The organism is Pseudomonas frederiksbergensis (genome assembly GCF_000802155.2).
GTDB classification, from domain to species: Bacteria; Pseudomonadota; Gammaproteobacteria; order Pseudomonadales; family Pseudomonadaceae; genus Aquipseudomonas; species Aquipseudomonas frederiksbergensis_A.
The window spans coordinates 566,521-584,930 of record NZ_JQGJ02000004.1; the positions used below are offsets into that span (position 1 = coordinate 566,521).

Genomic DNA, 18,410 nt, shown 5'->3' on the forward strand with positions numbered 1-18,410 from the left:
GCAGAGTGAGCGGATTGAAGCCCGCGAGGGCTCCAACGTCGCGATGTCTGGTGCGACTGTGACGAGCTCGACGGGAAGGGGGGGGCTCGCCCTTAGCGACAGCGCTGCCACTATCGATGCCAGCACCATTACCAGCACTAACAGCATGGGCCTGTTGTTGGGGCGCAACGTCAATACTCCGACCGCCTCCAGTGCCACGGTTACTGGCGGAAGCACCATTAGCGGTGTTATCGGCGGTGCAGATGCCGTGGGCTTCAGCGTCCTGACAGTCAACGACTCGACCTTGCGTGGCACCGGCGCCACCAGTTATGGCGTTCGGCTGGAAGGGGCCACGCTTTCGGCGACCGGAAGTACCATTACCGGTGGGCAGGACGGCCTACAAGTCGGCGTGGACATTACGGGCGTCAATTCCAGTACGGTGACATTGAACAGTACACTCGTAACGGGGGGCACGGGCTCGGCAATCGTCGTCGGCTCCTTCGGTGCGCCAGGTGCTGTTGCGAATATCAACGTGCTCAATGGCTCGCAGTTGAACGGTGGTAACGGGACGCTGTTGCAGGCCGCCAATAGCTCCACCGTCAATGTCAATGTCGATGCAAGCGCGTTACGCGGCAACATCATTGCCGACACCGGCAGCACCGTGTCGTGGCTGATGCAGAATGGCTCTTCCCTTGAAGGCAATCTGCAAAATGTTACCAACACCAACCTCAACAGCAACAGCACGCTGAACGGCAACGTACTGGCCGTTGCGGGTACGGGAGCGGTCGTTAATTTGAATAACGGCTCGGTGATCAACGGTAACGTGGAAAACGTATTCGACCTGAAGCTGGACAACAACAGCCAGATGACCGGCGACGTCCTCTCGGATGCCAACGGTAGCGTATTGCTCAATAACGGATCTGTGCTGACCGGCCAGATCACCAACTCCAGTAACTTGAATATCAACAATGCGGCGCAATGGGTGATGACGGGTGACAGTACCGTGCAGCGCCTCGGTCTGAGCAGTGGTGTGGTCCGCATGGGCACCAATGAGCAATTCCAACAATTGAATATCGGCGAGCTGTCCGGTAACGGCACCTTTGTCATGGGCACCGACCTGGGGAACGGCACCACGGACTTCCTCAATGTGACCGGTACCGCCAGTGGCCAACATCAATTACTTGTCTCCGCAACGGGAACTACCCCAACCAGTGCCGAAGCCGTCAAGATCGGTAACATCGCTGCTGGCGACGCGAGTTTCTCGCTGGGTGGTCGTGAGACAGTCGATGCCGGCACGTTCGTCTATCGGTTGAAGAAGGACGGGGAAGGTTTGTACCTCAATCCCGACCGAGACACCGTCAGCCCGTCCACCAATACTGCCTTGGCCTTGGCCGGCAGTGCTCGCAGCGTGTTGAACGCCGAGATGAACATGCTCAATGACCAGATCGGTGACCGAGGGCTCAGCGCACGGCCCGATGCGTCGATGCGTTCGGCCACCGATAACGACAGCAAATTGAGTAACAGTGTCTGGATACGCACCTACGGCAATCAGTACAGCGTCGATAATGCCTATGGTGATGGCTATTCGCAGAACCAGAACGGAATCACCGGCGGCGCCGATACCCTGGTGGATATCGGTGATCGCGCATGGGTCCTGGGTGGGTTCGTGGGTACCAGCCACACCAACATGGACCTGCGTTATGGGTCCAGCGCAACGGTCGACAGCGTGAACTTCGGGGTTTACGGCAGCACCTTCGACGTCCAGAGCGGTGTATTTGTCAATGCCATGGCAAAGATCAACCAGTTCAACAACAAGGCCAGGGTGACCATGAGCGACGGGACGCGCTCCAAGGGTGATTACAAGGCGCTGGGTGCCAGCGGTTCGGTGGCTGTGGGCAAGCACATTCGCTTGCAAGATGATTACTTCATCGAGCCACAGGTGCGGGTCTCGATGGGCGTGACCCAGAGCGACAGCTATCGACTCGACAACGGCCTTGAGGTCAAGGCCGACACCATGCGCTCCGTGCAGGGAAATGTCGGCGTAAGGGGCGGGCGCGTAATCAGTCTCGACAACGGCAGCCTGTTGGAGCCTAGCCTGTCGGCCGGCGTCAACCATGAGTTCGTGAAGACCAACGAAGTCCGGATCAACGATGACAGCTTCGATGACGACCGTGCCAGTACCGCGTTTGAATACGGCGCGGGCTTGAAGTGGACGCCAGCTCAGCGTAACTGGCAGGTGTCGGGTCAGGTCGGCGGCAGCAAGGGGACAACGGTCAGCCAGGATTGGAGCGGGAGCCTGCGGGTGAGCTATTTCTTCTAAGTAATGGTTCCTGCTTTGGGTTGAATTGAAATGCCTCGACAAATGTCGGGGCATTTCTTTATTTGCGATATAACGCCGTGGGCGTGTGTGAAATTGTGTAAGGGTTTTGCTCATGGGTGGACGAGGGCGTATATCCTTGGCGGCTTGAGATTTCCTGCGCCGGATATGTCGCCATCGCGAGCAAGCTCGCTCCCACAGTGCTTTTGCGCCGTACCGAAGACCTGTGTGGAGGCGAGCTTGCTCGCAATGAGGCCCTGCCAGGCGCCACAGCACTTAGCGGACCCACCTATGCCCAACATCCTCCTCGTCGAAGACGACGCCGCCCTCTGCGAACTGATCGCCAGCTATCTGGAGCGCAACGGCTATCACGTCAGCGTGCTTAACCGGGGCGATCACGTACGTGAGCGGGCGCGGGCCAATCCGCCGGACCTGGTGATTCTCGACCTGATGCTGCCGGGGCTGGACGGCTTGCAGGTCTGCCGCCTGCTACGGGCCGATTCGGCGACGTTGCCAATCCTGATGCTCACCGCCCGGGACGACAGCCACGACCAGGTGCTGGGCCTGGAGATGGGCGCCGACGACTATGTCACCAAACCCTGCGAGCCGCGGGTGCTTCTCGCTCGGGTGCGCACGTTGCTGCGGCGCAGCAGCCTGACCGAACCGCAGACCGTTAACGACCGCATCGTCATGGGCAACCTGTGCATCGACCTGTCCGAGCGCACGGTGACCTGGCGCGGCCAACCGGTGGAGCTGTCCAGTGGCGAGTACAACCTGCTGGTGGTGTTGGCCCGGCATTCAGGCGAAGTGCTGAGCCGCGATCAGATCCTGCAACGCCTGCGCGGCATCGAGTTCAATGGCACCGATCGCTCGGTGGACGTGGCCATTTCCAAGCTACGGCGCAAGTTCGACGACAACGCCGGCGAGGCGCGCAAGATCAAGACCGTTTGGGGAAAGGGCTACCTGTTCAGCCGCTCCGAGTGGGAATGCTGATCGATGTGGAAGCTGCTGATTCGTCTCTATCTCGTCACCATCGTTTCCTACAGCGCGGCGATCTACCTGATGCCGGAATTGGTGATCCGCCTGTTTCATGAGCGCTTCCAGGCGTACAACCTCGATTATTCCCGTGGGCTGCAAACCTTGATCGTCAAGCAGTTCCGCGCCGTGCCCAGCGAGCAATGGCCGGCGCTGGCGGCGCAGATGGACAAGGAGTTCGAGCCGTTGCGCATCGAGCTGGCGACCACCGAGGACACGGGTTTCACCGACACCGAGCAGGCGCGCCTCAAGCGTGGCGAGAACGTGGTGCGCATCGGCGACTGGGGTTGGCGCACCCTCGCGGCGGCGCCGTTGGACGAGCGCACGGCGGTAAAGATGATCGTCCCGCCCGACCCGGCGGACGTGAGTTGGCTCTACTGGAGCATCAATGTGCTGATCGGCGCCACGATGCTGGCCTGCCTGCTGCTCTGGCTACGCCCGCACTGGCGTGATCTGGAGCGCCTCAAGTTCACCGCCGAGCGTTTCGGCAAGGGACATTTAAGTGAGCGTACGAAGATCGCGCCGAGTTCCAACATCGGCAGCCTGGCCCATGTGTTCGACACCATGGCCGGCGACATCGAGAACCTGCTCAACCAGCAGCGGGACCTGCTCAACGCCGTATCCCATGAACTGCGCACGCCGCTGACCCGGCTCGATTTCGGCTTGGCCCTGGCGTTGTCGGAGGACATGCCAGCGGCCAGCCGCGAGCGCCTGCAAGGGTTGGTAGCGCACATTCGTGAGCTGGACGAGTTGGTACTGGAGTTGTTGTCCTACAGTCGTCTGCAAAACCCGGAGTGTTTGCCGGAGCGGGTCGAAGTGCCGCTGGACGAGTTCATCGACAGCATCCTCGGCAGCCTCGATGAAGACCTGGCCGCGCCGGAGGTGGTGATCGACGTGCTGCTGCACGGGGCGCTGGAGCGTTTTGTGCTGGACCCGCGCCTCACCGCCCGCGCCTTGCAGAACCTGCTGCGCAATGCCATGCGCTACTGTGAAAAGCGCATACAGGTCGGTGTGCTGGTCAGCGAACAGGGGTGTGAAATCTGGGTCGACGATGACGGCATCGGCATTCCCGACAGCGAGCGCGAGCGCGTGTTCGAGCCGTTCTATCGCCTGGACCGCAGCCGCGACCGCGCCACCGGCGGCTTCGGCCTCGGCCTGGCGATCAGCCGCCGCGCCCTGCAAGCCCAGGGCGGCACGCTGACGGTCGAGAATTCGCCGCTAGGAGGGGCACGCTTCAGGCTGTGGCTGCCGACACCTGAAGCCTGACACCGTGGAAGTTTGCTCCCGCTGGGCCACAACGTGGCCCCAAAACAAGTCACCCAAACAACCCCGCCGCAATATTGATCGAAAACCCCAATATCGCCGTGTTGAACACAAACCCGATCAACGACTGCGCCAGCACAATCTTGCGCAACTGCCGCGTGGCAACCCCCACGTCCGAGGTCTGCACCGCCACGCCGATGGTGAACGAGAAGTACAGGAAGTCCCAATAGTTGGGTGTCGTCAGTCCCTCGGCAAAACGCAGGGCCGGCTCCTTGCCGTTCCAGGTGTAAAACAAGCGGGCGTAATGAACGCTGAAGATCACCCCGATCAACAACCATGAGCCGATCACGGTCAACGCGGTCACGCCGTAATGCAGCAACTTGTCGGCGGTTTGCAGCTCGCGGCTGCCGGCCAGTTCAAAGGTAATGGTCGCCAGGCTCGCCAGTGCCGCGATGCAGACCATCAGCAGCACCAACCCGGCATTCTCGTCTTCCATTTCGGCGATGCGCTTCACATCTGGCGCCTTGGCCCTCACCGTCAGCCAGAACATCAGCAGCAGATAGCTCCAGACCCCGGTGTTCCAGCCGATAAGGATATTGCTGATGATCGAATCCGTCGGGATCAACAGGCCTGCTGCCAGGCCGATGACGGTGGCCAGGGAGAGTCGCGGATGGGTGCGGGTAAGACGTGGCATGGGGCTTCACTGTCGCGTGGCGAGGCTCGAAGTATGAATCATCCGCGACAGTTGCTCCCACAAACCACCGGTCGTTAACAACCCAGTGTCTTTCGTCGCAATTCTTCCAAGGATGATGGCTTTTTGATGTGCGGTCCGTGCACGGCCGTACCGATTGTGTACAATCGCCGACTTTTCAACCGGGCATGGACGCAGTACGGCCTTCTGGTCACGAGAAAAACCCATGCTAATCGGTAGCTATTCACCTGCTCTCGTTTCGATTTCTTTGTTTGTTGCCATCCTGGCGTCCTATACCGCCCTGGACCTGACTGGGCGTATCGCCACGGCCCAGGGCCGCGCCAAGCATTTCTGGATGGCCGGTGGCGCGCTGGCGATGGGCGTGGGCATCTGGTCGATGCATTTTATCGGCATGCTCGCCTTCACGTTGCCGGTGGAGCTTGGCTACGACGTGGCGATCACCGCACTGTCGCTGTTGATCGCCATTCTTTCCAGCGGCTTTGCCTTGTGGTTGGTCAGCCAGCCCCAACTGCGGGCCTGGCAGTTGGCGTTCGGCGCGCTGGTGATGGGCACCGGCATCAGTGCCATGCATTACACCGGCATGGCCGCGTTGCGGATGCAGCCGGGCATCGATTATGACCCGACGTTGTTCGGCGCCTCCTTGTTGATCGCCGTGGTGGCCTGCGCGGCAGCGTTGTGGATTGCCTTTCATCTTCGCCAGAACACGCCCCATGTACGCCTGGCCCGCGCCGGTGCCGCGGTGGTGATGGGTGTTGCCATCGTCGGCATGCACTACACCGGGATGGCGGCGGCGCAATTCAGCGAGGGCAGTTTTTGCGGTTCCCTCGATGGCTTGAGCGGCAAGGGCCTGGACAATCTGGTACTGATCACCACCCTGGCCGTGCTGGCGATTGCCTTGCTGACCTCAATCCTCGACGCACGCCTGGAAGCCCGTACTGCTGAGTTGGCCAGGTCCCTGACGCAGGCCAATCGCGAGCTGACCCAACTGGCCTTGCACGACCCGCTGACGGGATTGCCCAACCGCGTGTTGCTGGCGGACCGCATCGGCCAGGCCATGCACCGGGTGCAGGAGCAGGGCGGGTGCTTCGCCTTGATGTTCATTGACCTGGACGGCTTCAAACCGGTCAACGACGCCTTTGGCCACCACATGGGCGACCTGCTGCTGAGGGACGTCGCCTTGCGCCTGCGTGAAGACTTGCGCAGCCAGGACACTTTGGCGCGGATCGGCGGCGATGAGTTCGTGCTGCTGGTGCAACTGGCCGAGCCTGACGACGCCTTGCGCCTGGCAGCACGTCAGGTCGGGCTGATCGGTCGTACGTTCCGGGTCGCCGACCACGACTTGCAGATTTCCGCCAGCGTCGGCATCGCGCTCTACCCCGGTAACGGCCAGAGCGCCGACGAGTTGCTGATGAACGCCGACGCGGCGATGTATCACGCCAAGGGCGCCGGCAAGAACGGCTACAGCTTTTTCGACGCCTCGATGAACAGTAACGCCCGCAAGCAACTGCAATTGCTGCAGGATTTGCGCATCGCCGTCGAACAGAAGCAGTTCAGCCTGCACTACCAGCCCAAGTTCGACGCCGCGAAGGGGCGTCCGGTGGGCGCCGAGGCATTGCTGCGCTGGACCCACCCGACCCAGGGCCTGTTGATGCCCGACACCTTTATCGACCTGGCGGAGAAGACCGGGTTGATCATTCCGATCGGCGAATGGGTGCTCAACGAAGCCTGCCGGCAGATGCGCGAATGGTACGTGCTGGGCTACACCGACTGGCGCATCGCAGTGAATCTCTCGGCGTTGCAGTTCTGTCACGCAGGCTTGGTGCAGAGCGTCGCCAAGGCGCTGGAGACGCACCACCTGCCGCCCAACAGCCTGACCCTGGAAATCACCGAGACCACCGCCATGAGCGACGCGGACGCGAGCATGACGGTGTTGCAGCAGTTGTCGGACATGGGCGTGGACCTGTCCATCGATGATTTCGGCACTGGCTATTCGAGCCTGATGTACCTCAAGCGCTTACCGGCCAACGAATTGAAGATCGATCGCGGTTTCGTCCGTGACCTGGAGCACGACAGCGACGACGCGGCCATCGTCTCGGCCATCGTCGCCCTCGGCCAGGCCCTGGGCCTGCGGATTGTCGCCGAAGGGGTGGAAACCGACGTGCAGCAGGACTTCCTGACCCAGTTGGGCTGCGATTCATTGCAAGGCTATCTGCTGGGGCATCCGCAGCCCGCCGAGCATTTCCTCAACAGCATCCGCCAGTTCCCGCGCATGGCAATCGCCTGAGGCGGCTGCTCAGGGGACGATGTCGAACGCGGTGCTGCCCAGCCGCTCGCCGTTGATCAGCACATGCACCGCATGCCGGCCCTCATAGTGCCGGCGCGTGGTCAGCTCGCGAATGTGCTGGGAGCGGCTGAGATTGGCGCACGCCAGGGCTGGCAGGTCGAAAGTCTTGAGCTTGAATACCTTGGCCGACGTACCGCCGGATGCCTTCACGTAGTCGATGGCGTAATCGATCACCAAACGCTGGTTCTCGGGAAGCGTCGACTGCACCTTGAACGACAGCGTGACTTGCTCGCCCAGGCGAATCACTGCCGGCAGCACTTGCAGATCCGAGACCTCGACCTGCGCCTTGCCACCCGCTCCGATCACCGCCAGCGCCCGAGGATTGCCTTGCTTGATCAGGCTGCGCAGGGCATGCCGGGCGATCCATGCGGTGTGGCGGTCCTGGAGCGGCCAACTTTCGATGCGGTCGAGGACCCAGCCGGGATGCTGTTTGGTCACATCGTTCAGGTGGTTGGCGACGGATTTTCGCACGTACAGGCTGTCGTCAGCCTTGAGCGTTTCGAGGATCGCGGCGGTGAGTTCCGGGTTGGCCTGGATCGGTTCCAGGTGGAACGACCATGGCAAACGCGGGCGGCTGCCTTCGCTGGCGAGACGGCGCACATGCTCGTTGGCGTCCCGTGCCCAGTCATGCATGACCGCGAGGGTGCGCGCCAGGTCATCGCGCAGGAAATGCCGCACGGCAAACTCCGCAGAACCGAACCGGGTGAAGTACTTGAGCGCGTCCATGGAGGATTCGAAGGCATGTCGACCGTAAGACGCCACGTAGTGCGGCAGGAACATGCTGACGAACATGCTGTTCAGCCGGGGCGCCAGGGCACGCAGGACTTGCAGCGAAGCTTCGTAATCGAGGGGCAGGACCGCATGCAGGCATTCGCTGACTCGCGCCATGCGCTGCATCACCGACAACTGCGCGAGCCCATCGTTGGCCATGTCCAGGAACGCCTTGGCATCGAAGGCTGGGTACACCGCGCGCGTTTCGGTGGCGATATGTTCGAGACGGGCGCTGTTGAAGATTTCCTTGAGGGCAGGGGAAGAGGGGGTGGTGCTCATGGTGGGTCCGTCCGGCAGGTGTTGGGCCAAGGCTCATCACTATGCCATGCCAGGCACAATCCGTGGCGAGGGTGCAAGCTCCCTCGCCACGGATTGTGCCAGTCCTATTGAAAAAGGAATGATTCGCCGCCGCCGAAGTCCCAGATTCAGTACCTTGGACTAATTGGAGTTTTTTATGCGCAAACCAACCCTCATCGCCAGCCTTGTCCTGGTCGCCGGCCTCGGAGCCTTTGGGCCAGTCGCGCAAGCCGTCGAGAAAACCGGAGACGCCCTGGAGCATTCGCCGAGCAATGGCCGCCGGTTGGTGGAAAACGACCGCGTTCCGGCGGACTATCAGCGTGCCGACAGGGCAATGAAGGACTGGAAGCAGAAAAAACTCGAGCAGCCGACCAAAGAACAGCAATGGGTGCACATCGATGATAAATACCTGCTGATCGAAACCGTGTCCGGCGCTATCGTCAAGATCGTTCCGGCAACACGCTAAAGCACTTCGCCTTTATCCCACAAATGAACCAATTCGCCAGGTGCCTGGTCCTCGGGCACCTGCAGCACCATCTCGTCGTCGTGGTCGTTGGACCGGTAGCGCACCTCGATCTGGAAATAACGCTGGTCGCCCCGGCCGGGCGTGGAGGAGGTGAGTGGCAAGCACCCCTCCAGCACCGAGCAGATGCGCGTGCGTTGGTCGAGGTCGCATTGGGCGAACTCGATTTCCCGGGGCCTGGTCAAGGCGTGGATCGCCGCGACGCCGCCCTGGCGCGACAGCTTCACGACTGCTTTGTCGCCTAGGTCTGGAAGGTTTTTCATCCGTTCTCCTCGTTCAGGTCGACGCCCACCTGTGCCCAGCCTTCCTGTACCGCCCTGACTTCGCGCTCGCCGAAGCGCTGGCGGGCATGCTCGACGGTCAGGCGGGCAAAGGCACTGAAGGACGCATCGTTGGCCAGTTTCCGGTCGCACAGCGTGTCATACCAGATTCGCCCGGCTTTTTCCCAAGCGAATCCGCCCAGCGCGGTTGCCACCAGATAAAAGGCCCGGTTGGGAATGCCCGAGTTGATGTGCACGCCGCCGTTGTCTTCGCGAGTGATGACGAACTCGCGCATGTGCGCCGGCTGGGGATCCTTGCCCAGCAGCGGGTCATCGTAGGCCGTGCCGGGGTTGGACATGCTGCGCAGGCCGTCACCGTTGATCTTGTCAGTGAGCAGGTCGGCGCCGATCAGCCAGTCGGCCTGCTCGACGGTCTGGCCCAGTACGAATTGCTTGACCAGCACGCCGAACACATCGGAAATCGACTCGTTCAACGCACCGGACTGGTTGGCGTAGATCAAGCCGGCTTCGCTCTCGGTGACGCCATGGGCCAATTCGTGGGCCACCACGTCGAGGGAGCGGGTGAAGCGCTGGAAGATCTCGCCGTCGCCGTCGCCGAATACCATCTGCGCGCCATTCCAGAAGGCGTTTTCGTAGTCCTTGCCGTAGTGCACGCTGCCGACCAGGGCAAACCCCTTGTTGTCGATGGAGTCACGCTCCAGCACTCGCCAGAAAAAATCATAGGTCGCGCCGAGGGCGTCGTACGCTTCGTCCACCGCCGGGTCGCCACTGGCCGGCTGGCCCTCCAGGCGCACTGGCTGGCCCGGCAGTTCCATGCCGTTCTGGGCGTCGTGGATGCTGCGCGTTGGTTGGCCGGCCTCGCCGGGCTTGGGGAGCCTGGCCGTAGCGGGTAGGTTGCTGGGCGGGCCTGGGTTGTGGCGAAGGTTCTTGACATGAGTGAGGGTGCCGAGGGCGCTGGAACGTTGCTGTTCGGAGCCATGGGCGATGATGCGGTTGAGAATGTAAGGCGGAATGAAGCCGTGGAGCGGGCGAGAGTCGATCATCAGAACATCCTTATCTGAAATGCAGGGTCGATACCCATGTGAACCGAAGTGGTCGTTGCGGTTCCCTTTGCCGCAAAAGGTTGCCTGTCGCGCAAGTTTCTGCGAAAACCCCGCGCCTGGATCTCACGGGAATAACACCATGATTGAAGCGCTGCAAATCATCGACCTGGAAGAGGGCGATGGCAAAAGCGTAGTCAAGGGCGCGCTGATTACCACCCAGTATCGCGGCACCCTCGAAGACGGTACGGAGTTTGATTCCTCCTACAGCCGCGGCAAGCCGTTCCAATGCGTGATCGGCACGGGCCGGGTCATCAAGGGCTGGGACATGGGGCTGATGGGCATGAGGGTGGGCGGCAAGCGCAAGCTGCTGGTGCCGGCCCACCTGGCTTATGGTGAACGGTCCATGGGCGCCCACATCAAGCCCAATGCCGACCTCATCTTTGAAATCGAGTTGCTGGAAGTCCTGACGCGGGATGATTGAGGGTGCTTTCGTTTATGGTCGGTTGCTGAACAATGGGATGCGTCCATTGACGGAGGCGCGGTGGTGCCAGGCCAACTGATCCAGGCGCGGCTCGGCTTCCAGGATTGCACTTAAGGTCGCGCGGGCGATCTCCATTGCCAGGGCCTGGCCTGGACATTCGTGGCGGCCGCTGCCGAAACTGAAACTGCGCCGATTCGGGCGATCCAACAGCAGGGTGTCGGGCTGTGGATTGAGTTGTGGGTCGCGGTTGGCCGAGGCCAGCAGCACCAGCACAGCGTCGCCCTGCTTCAGCGCAGCGCCGAGAATCTCGCACGGGGCGGCAATGAAGCGTCGGGTGTTCTGCACCGCAGGGTCGAAACGCTGGACTTCAGCCAGTAACAGGCTGATCTGCGAGGGATCATCCCGAAGGGCGTGGTGCAAGGTGGGATCACGGATCAACGCCAGCAACGCATTACCGATCAGGCCGGCCGTGGCGTCATAGGTTTGCGAAAGGAGGCCGATCAGGTTGGCGATCCGGCTGTCTGGATCGACGTCTTCCAAGCCTTGGCATATCCCGTTCAACAACCGACTGTCCTGCGCGACGATCCGCTCCTGGAAAAGCCTGGTCAGTTGTTCGCTGGCCCGGTGCGCGGCTTCCAGTTGCCTCGCCTGGCTCAGCGGCGACAGGCAGGCGACGAAATCCCCCGTCAGCTCGCTGACCAGATGACTGTCCGTCGGGTTGAAACCCAGCAATTGCGCCACCACGCTGACGGGGCCGATGAACTGCGCCTGGTGTACACCCTCGGCGCCGTTCCTGAGCAAACGCGCCTGGACCAATGCCTCGACCTCGCGGGGATCGATATCCTGCAACCTCGGCGCAATCGCCGCCCTTGGGCAGCGTTGTCGTTCACCCTCGTTCATGCGCATCAGTTGCCCGAATACCTTGCCCGCGGGACCCTCGGCAATCGCCTTCGGCACCGGCTCGTTCGCGGGGCGCACATGGCAGTCGGGATGATGCAAGACGGCACACACCGCTTCGGCGCTGCTGGCGATCCACAGGTTCGATCCTGGGTGCAAGCTCAGCCCGCCGCTGGCGCGAAGGGTCGCGTAGTAAGGGTAGGGATCGGTATGTGTCGCGGCGGTGATCGGATCCATGACGGAGGCCTCGTTTGAGTGGAAAGTGCTGCTACTCTCTCCAGTCCACGCATGGCTTGATTCGTCCGGGAGCGAAATATGAGCGCAGAGCAACACGATGTTGGAGTGTCCCAGGTGGCCGCGGCGATTGCCGAACCGGCCCGTACCCGAATGCTCTGCGCCCTGATGGACGGCCACGCCCGCACCAGTACGGAGCTGGCGAGCATCGCCGAGGTCAGCACCTCCACCGCCAGCGCCCACCTGGCGAAGCTCAAGGAGTTGGCCCTGGTGCGCTTGCACGTGCAAGGTCGTCATCGTTACTACAGCCTCGCCGATAAACGCGTCGCAGAAGCTCTTGAAGCATTGATGGTGATAGGCCAGAACGCCGCGCCGAGGTTCACGCCGCGCACGCCGGATCGCCTGCAGTTTGCCCGCACCTGCTACGACCACATGGCCGGCACCCTGGCGGTGCGGCTGCACGACCGCTTGCTCGAAGTCGGGTGGTTGCTCGATGGAGAAGGGCAGGGTTATCGGCTGAGTGAATCGGGTGAGGTGCTGTTTGAAAGCTTGGGCATTGATGCGCAGGCATTGACGGCCCAACGACGCCGGTTCGCCTGCCCATGCCTGGACTGGAGCATGCGCCGGCCGCACTTGGGCGGTGCCTTGGGGGCGGCGTTGCTGCAAGTGGCGATCAAGCGCAAATGGGTAATCCAGGACCTGGACAGCCGGGCGCTGGGGTTGACCGTCACTGGGCAGCGGGAGATGGCGGCGCGGTTTGGGATTAGTCCCGAGACGGAGGTTGAGTCCACTGGCGCTTTCGCGGGCAGGCTCGCGCCCACAATGGACCTGCGCTGAACAAAAAACGAGGGATCTTGCGGCGGAGCCAGGTAACGGTGCCAGGCGATCTCGATTTCCATCACGCCGCTGTAGGCGTAGACGAACTCACCCCAGGCATGCCGGTGCGGGAGGACGAGCCGCTGGAGCCGAACTTTACCGTTGGCGCGACGTTGGTATCGAGCGAAAATACTGCTGGTCAGCGGTTACGGCTGGTTTCGCCAGCGTTGGGGGCGATGGCCGGTTTGCCTCGGGAGTAACTGAAAGAAGATGTAAAAAAGCCCACCCCTGCAAGGACAGCGGTGGGCTTTTTACTCAGGTGAGCAACCCTGTGGCGAGAGGATTCAGCGAAACGTCGCACCGCCCCGCTCGAGTGCGAAGCGCTCGCATGGTTTTTGTGGCTCACCCAAATACCTGGGGGTTGCTTCGCAACCCCGCGGGGATAAATCCCCTCGCCAAGAAAAAGCCCCCAAGTGCCCAGGGGGCTTTGATCAAACCTTGACGATCCAACCCGCCGGCGCTTCCACGTCGCCGGTCTGTACGCCGGTCAGCTCTTTGTAGAGCTTCTGGGTGATCGGGCCGACTTCGGTTTCGCTGTGGAACACGTGCAGCTTGTCCTTATAGCTGATGCCGCCGATCGGCGTGATCACCGCTGCGGTACCGCAGGCGCCGGCTTCCTTGAAATCCGACAGCTTGTCGATGAACACGTCGCCTTCGATCACTTCCAGGCCCAGGCGCGATTTGGCCAGTTCGATCAGCGACAGGCGGGTGATGCCCGGCAGGACCGATGGGGAGTTGGGGGTGATGAATTTGTTGTCGTGGGTAATGCCGAAGAAGTTGGCCGAGCCGACTTCCTCGATTTTCGAATGGGTCAGCGGATCCAGGTAGATGCAGTCGGCGAAACTGGCCTTCTTGGCCTGGGAGCCGGGCATCAGGCTGGCTGCGTAGTTGCCACCGACCTTGGCGGCGCCGGTGCCTTGCGGGGCGGCGCGGTCGAAGCTGGAGATCAGGAAATTGTGCGGCGTCAGGCCGCCCTTGAAGTAGGCGCCGACCGGAATGCAGAAGATCGAGAAGATGAACTCCGGTGCGGTGCGCACGCCGATGTTGTCACCCACGCCGATCACGAACGGACGCAGGTACAGCGCGCCGCCAGTGCCATACGGGGGGATGAAGCGCTCGTTGGCGCGGACCACTTGCTTGCAGGCCTCGATGAACTGCTCGGTGTCGACGTGCGGCATCAGCAGGCGGGCGCAGCTGCGTTGCATGCGGGCGGCGTTCTGGTCCGGGCGGAACAGGTTGATCGAACCGTCCTTGCAGCGATAGGCCTTCAGGCCTTCGAAGCATTGCTGACCGTAGTGCAGGGCGGTGGAGCCCTCGCTGATGTGCAGCACGTTGTCGTCGGTCAGGGTGCCCGCGTCCCAGGCGCCATCGCGCCAGTGCGACAGGTAGCGCTTGTCGGTCTTGATGTAGTCAAAGCCCAGTTTGTCCCAATTGATGCTCTCGTTACCCATGACACCCTCTATTTCCTGACAACCGTCGAAACGGTTCAAGGCTTCTGACGTTTTGAATGGGGACAACAATACTTCATTCCGGGGGTGTTTCGCAGCCTGTTACATGAATCCTGCAGCTGAAAACAGCCCTGCGGTCGTTGTGAGGGATTGTGGAAGCAAGGCTTGCTCCCACAAGTTATTCACCCACGGCTATTACAAGTGCAACGCATGCCCCAACGCCCGCAAGGCTGCTTCCTGCACCGCCTCGCCCAGCGTAGGGTGGGCGTGGATGGTGCCGGCGATGTCTTCCAGGCGCGCGCCCATTTCAAGGGATTGGCCGAACGCTGTGGACAGCTCCGACACCCCCACGCCAACCGCTTGCCAACCAACGATCAAGTGATTGTCCCGGCGCGCCACGACCCGGACGAAACCGCTTTTCGATTCCAGCGTCATGGCCCGGCCGTTGGCGGCGAACGGGAAGCTCGATAAGATGCAGTCCAGTCCGGCAGCGTTGGCCTCGTCCGGCGTCTTGCCGACCACGACCACTTCCGGATCGGTGAAGCACACCGCCGCGATGGCGGTCGGGTTGAACTCGCGATGTTGGCCAGCGATCAGCTCGGCGACCATCTCGCCCTGGGCCATGGCCCGGTGGGCGAGCATCGGTTCGCCGCTCAGGTCGCCGATGGCCCAGACGTTGCGCATGCTGGTCTGGCAGCGATTGTCGATCTTCACTGCCGAGCCGTTCATCGCCAGGTCCAGCGCTTCGAGGTTCCAGCCCTGGGTGTTGGGTTTGCGACCGACGGCCACCAGCACCCGGTCAGTCTCCAGGCTCAGGGTGTCGCCATTGGGATCACGCACCTTCAAGGTATTGGCCTGGGCATCGAAACCTTCGACGCTGTGCTTGAGGTACAGCTTCACGCCCAATTGCTTGAGCGCTTCGTGCACCGGCTGCGTCAGCTCACCGTCGTAGGCCGGCAGGATCCGCTCCTGGGCTTCCACCACACTGACCTCGGCGCCAAGCTTGCGATACGCAATGCCCAGCTCCAGGCCAATGTAGCCACCGCCGACCACCACCAGATGCTTGGGCACCGAAGACGGGGCGAGGGCTTCGGTGGAAGAAATGATCGGTCCACCCACCGGCAGCATCGGCAGGTCGACGCTTTTCGAGCCGGTAGCCAACAGCAGGTGTTCACACTGGATGCGGGTGTCGCCAACCTCGACCGTCTTGCCATCGACCACCTTGGCCCAGCCGTGAATGACCTGGACCTTGTGCTTCTTGAGCAACGCGGCGACGCCAGTGGTCAGGCGATCGACGATGCCATCCTTCCACTCCACGCTTTTGCCGATGTCCAGGGTGGGCGCCGCAACGGTGATGCCCAAGGCCGAGCCCTGGCTGTGGTGGCGGGTCTGGTGGAACTGCTCGGCCACATGGATCAACGCCTTGGACGGGATGCAGCCAACGTTCAGGCACGTACCGCCCAGCGCCTGGCCTTCCACCAGGATGGTCGAGATGCCCAGTTGCCCGGCACGGATCGCCGCCACATAGCCGCCAGGGCCGCCGCCGATGATCAGCAGGGTGGTATTCAAAGTCTGCATCACTTACTCCACAAACAAGGTGGCGGGTTGTTCGAGCAAACCGCGCAAGGCCTGGATGAATTGCGCCGCATCCATGCCGTCGACCACCCGGTGATCGAAGGAACTGGAGAGGTTCATCATCTTGCGGATCACGATCTGGCCCTTGATCACCATGGGCCGCTCGACGATTTTGTTCACGCCGACAATCGCCACTTCCGGCAGGTTCAGCACCGGCGTACTGACGATACCGCCCAACGCGCCGAGGCTGGTCAGGGTGATGGTCGAACCGGACAGCTCATCGCGACTGGCCTTGCCATTGCGTGCGGCCGTGGCCAGGCGCGAGATTTCCGCCGCGCTGTCCCACAGGCTGCGAGCCTCGGCGTGACGCACCACCGGCACCATCAGGCCGACATCGCTCTGGGTGGCAACACCCACATGCACCGCGCCGGAGCGGTGGATGACTTGGGCTTCGTCGTCATAGCGGGCGTTCATCTGCGGGAAGTCGCGCAGGGCCACGACCAGGGCGCGGACCAGGAACGGCAGCAAGGTCAGCTTGCCGCGATTGGCGCCGTGTTTTTCATTCAGGTGAACCCGCAGCTCTTCCAGGGCGGTGACGTCGATTTCCTCGACGTAGCTGAAATGGGCGGCGCGTTGGGTGGCTTCCTGCATGCGCTGGGCGATCTTGCGGCGCATGCCGATCACCGGGATCTGCTGCTCGTCGTGGCGTTCGGCATAACCCGAACCGCCCTTGGCCTGGGGTGACGACCCCTGGGCCAGGTAGGCTTCCAAGTCCTCATGCAGGATTCGCCCGGCAGGGCCGCTGCCCTGGACCAGGCGCAGTTGGATACCCAGGTCCAATGCGTGTTTGCGCACGGCCGGCGAGGCCAGTGGGCGCTCTTCAGGCGCGCGGGCCGCAGGCGCTTGCGGGGCGCAGCGTGGCGCGGTGGTTTTTTCCGCCACCGGTTCAGGCTTGGCCACTGGCGCTGCTTTTGGTGCCTGTACAGCCGCCGCAACGGGAGCCGGTTGGGCCGATTCCTTCAAGTTGCCCGCGCCTTCGACTTCGATGCGGATCAGTTCGCTGCCCACCGCCATGACCTCACCCGGCTCGCCACCCAGGGCGATGACCCGGCCATGCACTGGCGAAGGAATATCCACCATCGCCTTATCAGTCATGACATCGGCCAGCACTTGGTCCTCGACGACCATGTCGCCGACCTTGACGTGCCACACCGACAATTCTACTTCCGCGATGCCTTCGCCGATGTCCGGCATCTTGATAACGTGCGTGCCCATTCAGACCTCCATGACCCGTTTCAACGCCGCGCCCACACGGGACGGCCCAGGGAAATACGCCCATTCCTGCGCGTGCGGGTAGGGAGTATCCCAGCCGGTGACACGCTCGATGGGCGCTTCCAGGTGGTGGAAGCAATGTTCTTGTACCAACGACACCAGCTCGGCGCCGAAACCGCAGGTGCGGGTGGCTTCGTGGACGACCACGCAGCGGCCGGTCTTCTTCACGGATTTGACGATGGTATCAAGGTCCAGCGGCCAGAGGCTGCGCAGGTCGATGACTTCGGCATCGATGCCGGTTTCTTCGGCTGCCACTTGGGAAACGTAGACCGTGGTGCCGTAGGTGAGCACCGTCACGTCCTTGCCCGGACGGGTGATGGCGGCGACGTCCAGCGGCACGGTGTAGTAACCGTCCGGCACCTGCGCCGAGGGGTGTTTCGACCACGGCGTTACCGGACGATCGTGGTGGCCGTCGAACGGGCCGTTATACAGGCGCTTGGGTTCGAGGAAGATCACCGGGTCATCGTTTTCGATGGAAGCGATCAGCAAGCCCTTGGCGTCGTAGGGGTTGGATGGCATGACGGTGCGCAGGCCGCAGACCTGGGTGAACATCGCCTCGATGCTCTGGCTGTGGGTCTGGCCGCCATAGATGCCGCCGCCGCAAGGCATGCGCAGGGTCATCGGCGCGGTGAACTCGCCGGCCGAGCGATAGCGCAGGCGCGCGGCTTCGGAAATGATCTGGTCCGACGCCGGGTAGACGTAGTCGGCGAACTGGATCTCGGCCACCGGCCGCAACCCGTAGGCGCCCATGCCCACCGCCACGCCGACGATGCCGCTTTCGGAAATCGGTGCGTCGAACACCCGCGAGGTGCCGTACTTGTTCTGCAGGCCCTCGGTGCAGCGGAACACGCCGCCGAAGTAACCGACGTCCTGGCCGAACACCACGACGTTGTCGTCGCGCTCGAGCATCACGTCCATGGCCGAGCGCAGGGCCTGGATCATGGTCATGGTGGTAGTGGTCATGGCGGTGTCCAACGCAATATTGTTGTTGTGATCGTTCAT

The 18,410-nt window shown here is 62.2% G+C and carries 16 protein-coding genes and 1 pseudogene; 7 read left to right on the plus strand and 10 right to left on the minus strand.

Features of this window, described 5'->3' with window-relative positions; genetic code table 11:
- Positions 1 to 145: 145 nt before the first annotated feature.
- The 3 genes from JZ00_RS11145 to JZ00_RS11155 all read left to right on the plus strand — a co-directional run bounded on the left by JZ00_RS11145 (position 146) and on the right by JZ00_RS11155 (position 4,597).
- Positions 146 to 2,299 (plus strand): autotransporter outer membrane beta-barrel domain-containing protein, encoded by a 2,154-nt coding sequence (locus JZ00_RS11145; protein WP_152668424.1) that lies wholly within the window; start codon positions 146 to 148, stop codon positions 2,297 to 2,299.
- A 288-nt stretch (positions 2,300 to 2,587) separates the two neighbouring features.
- Positions 2,588 to 3,289, plus strand: a complete 702-nt coding sequence (locus JZ00_RS11150; protein WP_030141219.1) for a response regulator — start codon at positions 2,588 to 2,590, stop codon at positions 3,287 to 3,289.
- 3 nt (positions 3,290 to 3,292) lie between these two features.
- Entirely contained in the window at positions 3,293 to 4,597 is a 1,305-nt protein-coding gene (locus JZ00_RS11155) for an ATP-binding protein (protein ID WP_039589312.1), read from the plus strand.
- A gap of 49 nt (positions 4,598 to 4,646) precedes the next feature.
- Here the strand turns inward: JZ00_RS11155 and JZ00_RS11160 are convergent, their stop codons facing one another.
- On the minus strand, positions 4,647 to 5,288 hold the full coding sequence (locus JZ00_RS11160) for a DUF1345 domain-containing protein (RefSeq protein ID WP_039589314.1): 642 nt from the start codon (positions 5,286 to 5,288) through the stop codon (positions 4,647 to 4,649).
- Between the two features lie 223 nt (positions 5,289 to 5,511).
- On the opposite strand from JZ00_RS11160, the gene JZ00_RS11165 reads away from it, so the two are divergent.
- On the plus strand, positions 5,512 to 7,590 hold the full coding sequence (locus tag JZ00_RS11165; RefSeq protein ID WP_039589315.1) for a putative bifunctional diguanylate cyclase/phosphodiesterase: 2,079 nt from the start codon (positions 5,512 to 5,514) through the stop codon (positions 7,588 to 7,590).
- Positions 7,591 to 7,599: 9 nt separating this feature from the next.
- Here the strand turns inward: JZ00_RS11165 and JZ00_RS11170 are convergent, their stop codons facing one another.
- Positions 7,600 to 8,700: a DNA alkylation repair protein gene (locus JZ00_RS11170; protein WP_039589316.1), complete on the minus strand. Its 1,101-nt coding sequence runs from the start codon at positions 8,698 to 8,700 to the stop codon at positions 7,600 to 7,602.
- A 175-nt stretch (positions 8,701 to 8,875) separates the two neighbouring features.
- Between JZ00_RS11170 and JZ00_RS11175 the strand changes: the two genes are divergently transcribed.
- A complete protein-coding gene (locus JZ00_RS11175; RefSeq protein ID WP_039589318.1) occupies positions 8,876 to 9,184 on the plus strand; it encodes an RcnB family protein in 309 nt (102 codons plus the stop codon).
- On the opposite strand, the gene JZ00_RS11180 is transcribed toward JZ00_RS11175, so the two are convergent.
- Together JZ00_RS11180 and JZ00_RS11185 are read right to left on the minus strand one after the other, a co-directional pair.
- Complete coding sequence (locus JZ00_RS11180) at positions 9,181 to 9,504, minus strand: protealysin inhibitor emfourin (protein WP_039589319.1); 324 nt, start codon at positions 9,502 to 9,504, stop codon at positions 9,181 to 9,183. The two genes, JZ00_RS11175 and JZ00_RS11180, sit on opposite strands and share 4 nt — an antisense overlap.
- On the minus strand, positions 9,501 to 10,565 hold the full coding sequence (locus JZ00_RS11185; RefSeq protein WP_039589321.1) for a M4 family metallopeptidase: 1,065 nt from the start codon (positions 10,563 to 10,565) through the stop codon (positions 9,501 to 9,503). Before JZ00_RS11185 ends, JZ00_RS11180 begins: the two co-directional genes overlap by 4 nt.
- 139 nt (positions 10,566 to 10,704) lie before the next feature.
- On the opposite strand from JZ00_RS11185, the gene JZ00_RS11190 reads away from it, so the two are divergent.
- Positions 10,705 to 11,046, plus strand: coding sequence for an FKBP-type peptidyl-prolyl cis-trans isomerase (locus tag JZ00_RS11190; protein WP_039589322.1), 342 nt, complete (start codon positions 10,705 to 10,707; stop codon positions 11,044 to 11,046).
- A 12-nt stretch (positions 11,047 to 11,058) separates the two neighbouring features.
- Here JZ00_RS11190 and JZ00_RS11195 read toward each other — a convergent pair whose 3' ends face one another.
- A complete protein-coding gene (locus tag JZ00_RS11195) occupies positions 11,059 to 12,180 on the minus strand; it encodes a cytochrome P450 (protein WP_039589323.1) in 1,122 nt (373 codons plus the stop codon).
- Between the two features lie 78 nt (positions 12,181 to 12,258).
- Between JZ00_RS11195 and JZ00_RS11200 the strand changes: the two genes are divergently transcribed.
- Entirely contained in the window at positions 12,259 to 13,014 is a 756-nt protein-coding gene (locus tag JZ00_RS11200; RefSeq protein WP_039589329.1) for an ArsR/SmtB family transcription factor, read from the plus strand.
- A 17-nt stretch (positions 13,015 to 13,031) separates the two neighbouring features.
- Here JZ00_RS11200 and JZ00_RS31785 read toward each other — a convergent pair.
- From JZ00_RS31785 to JZ00_RS11225, 5 genes and pseudogenes are all read right to left on the minus strand, one after another.
- Positions 13,032 to 13,121, minus strand: a pseudogene (locus tag JZ00_RS31785) (AraC family transcriptional regulator); the annotation flags it as partial.
- Positions 13,122 to 13,484: 363 nt separating this feature from the next.
- Positions 13,485 to 14,504, minus strand: a complete 1,020-nt coding sequence (locus JZ00_RS11210) for a branched-chain amino acid aminotransferase (protein ID WP_039589333.1) — start codon at positions 14,502 to 14,504, stop codon at positions 13,485 to 13,487.
- 192 nt (positions 14,505 to 14,696) lie between these two features.
- Positions 14,697 to 16,079, minus strand: a complete 1,383-nt coding sequence (gene lpdA / locus JZ00_RS11215; protein WP_039589334.1) for a dihydrolipoyl dehydrogenase — start codon at positions 16,077 to 16,079, stop codon at positions 14,697 to 14,699.
- Between the two features lie 3 nt (positions 16,080 to 16,082).
- Positions 16,083 to 17,351, minus strand: a complete 1,269-nt coding sequence (locus JZ00_RS11220) for a dihydrolipoamide acetyltransferase family protein (protein ID WP_039589337.1) — start codon at positions 17,349 to 17,351, stop codon at positions 16,083 to 16,085.
- The gene (locus tag JZ00_RS11225) at positions 17,352 to 18,410 is read right to left on the minus strand and encodes an alpha-ketoacid dehydrogenase subunit beta (protein WP_039589338.1); all 1,059 of its coding nucleotides are present in this window, start codon (positions 18,408 to 18,410) and stop codon (positions 17,352 to 17,354) included.

What these genes read in the sequence shown, in the direction of transcription:
- JZ00_RS11195 (WP_039589323.1), bottom strand. Translation starts at nt 12,180, where the DNA reads ATGGATCCGATCACCGCCGCGACACATACCGATCCCTACCCTTACTAC.
- JZ00_RS11145 (WP_152668424.1), top strand. Translation starts at nt 146, where the DNA reads ATGGGCCTGTTGTTGGGGCGCAACGTCAATACTCCGACCGCCTCCAGT.
- JZ00_RS11190 (WP_039589322.1), top strand. Translation starts at nt 10,705, where the DNA reads ATGATTGAAGCGCTGCAAATCATCGACCTGGAAGAGGGCGATGGCAAA.
- JZ00_RS11170 (WP_039589316.1), bottom strand. Translation starts at nt 8,700, where the DNA reads ATGAGCACCACCCCCTCTTCCCCTGCCCTCAAGGAAATCTTCAACAGC.
- JZ00_RS11175 (WP_039589318.1), top strand. Translation starts at nt 8,876, where the DNA reads ATGCGCAAACCAACCCTCATCGCCAGCCTTGTCCTGGTCGCCGGCCTC.
- JZ00_RS11155 (WP_039589312.1), top strand. Translation starts at nt 3,293, where the DNA reads ATGTGGAAGCTGCTGATTCGTCTCTATCTCGTCACCATCGTTTCCTAC.
- JZ00_RS11165 (WP_039589315.1), top strand. Translation starts at nt 5,512, where the DNA reads ATGCTAATCGGTAGCTATTCACCTGCTCTCGTTTCGATTTCTTTGTTT.
- JZ00_RS11225 (WP_039589338.1), bottom strand. Translation starts at nt 18,410, where the DNA reads ATGAACGATCACAACAACAATATTGCGTTGGACACCGCCATGACCACT.
- lpdA (WP_039589334.1), bottom strand. Translation starts at nt 16,079, where the DNA reads ATGCAGACTTTGAATACCACCCTGCTGATCATCGGCGGCGGCCCTGGC.
- JZ00_RS11200 (WP_039589329.1), top strand. Translation starts at nt 12,259, where the DNA reads ATGAGCGCAGAGCAACACGATGTTGGAGTGTCCCAGGTGGCCGCGGCG.
- JZ00_RS11180 (WP_039589319.1), bottom strand. Translation starts at nt 9,504, where the DNA reads ATGAAAAACCTTCCAGACCTAGGCGACAAAGCAGTCGTGAAGCTGTCG.
- JZ00_RS11220 (WP_039589337.1), bottom strand. Translation starts at nt 17,351, where the DNA reads ATGGGCACGCACGTTATCAAGATGCCGGACATCGGCGAAGGCATCGCG.
- JZ00_RS11150 (WP_030141219.1), top strand. Translation starts at nt 2,588, where the DNA reads ATGCCCAACATCCTCCTCGTCGAAGACGACGCCGCCCTCTGCGAACTG.
- JZ00_RS11160 (WP_039589314.1), bottom strand. Translation starts at nt 5,288, where the DNA reads ATGCCACGTCTTACCCGCACCCATCCGCGACTCTCCCTGGCCACCGTC.
- JZ00_RS11210 (WP_039589333.1), bottom strand. Translation starts at nt 14,504, where the DNA reads ATGGGTAACGAGAGCATCAATTGGGACAAACTGGGCTTTGACTACATC.
- JZ00_RS11185 (WP_039589321.1), bottom strand. Translation starts at nt 10,565, where the DNA reads ATGATCGACTCTCGCCCGCTCCACGGCTTCATTCCGCCTTACATTCTC.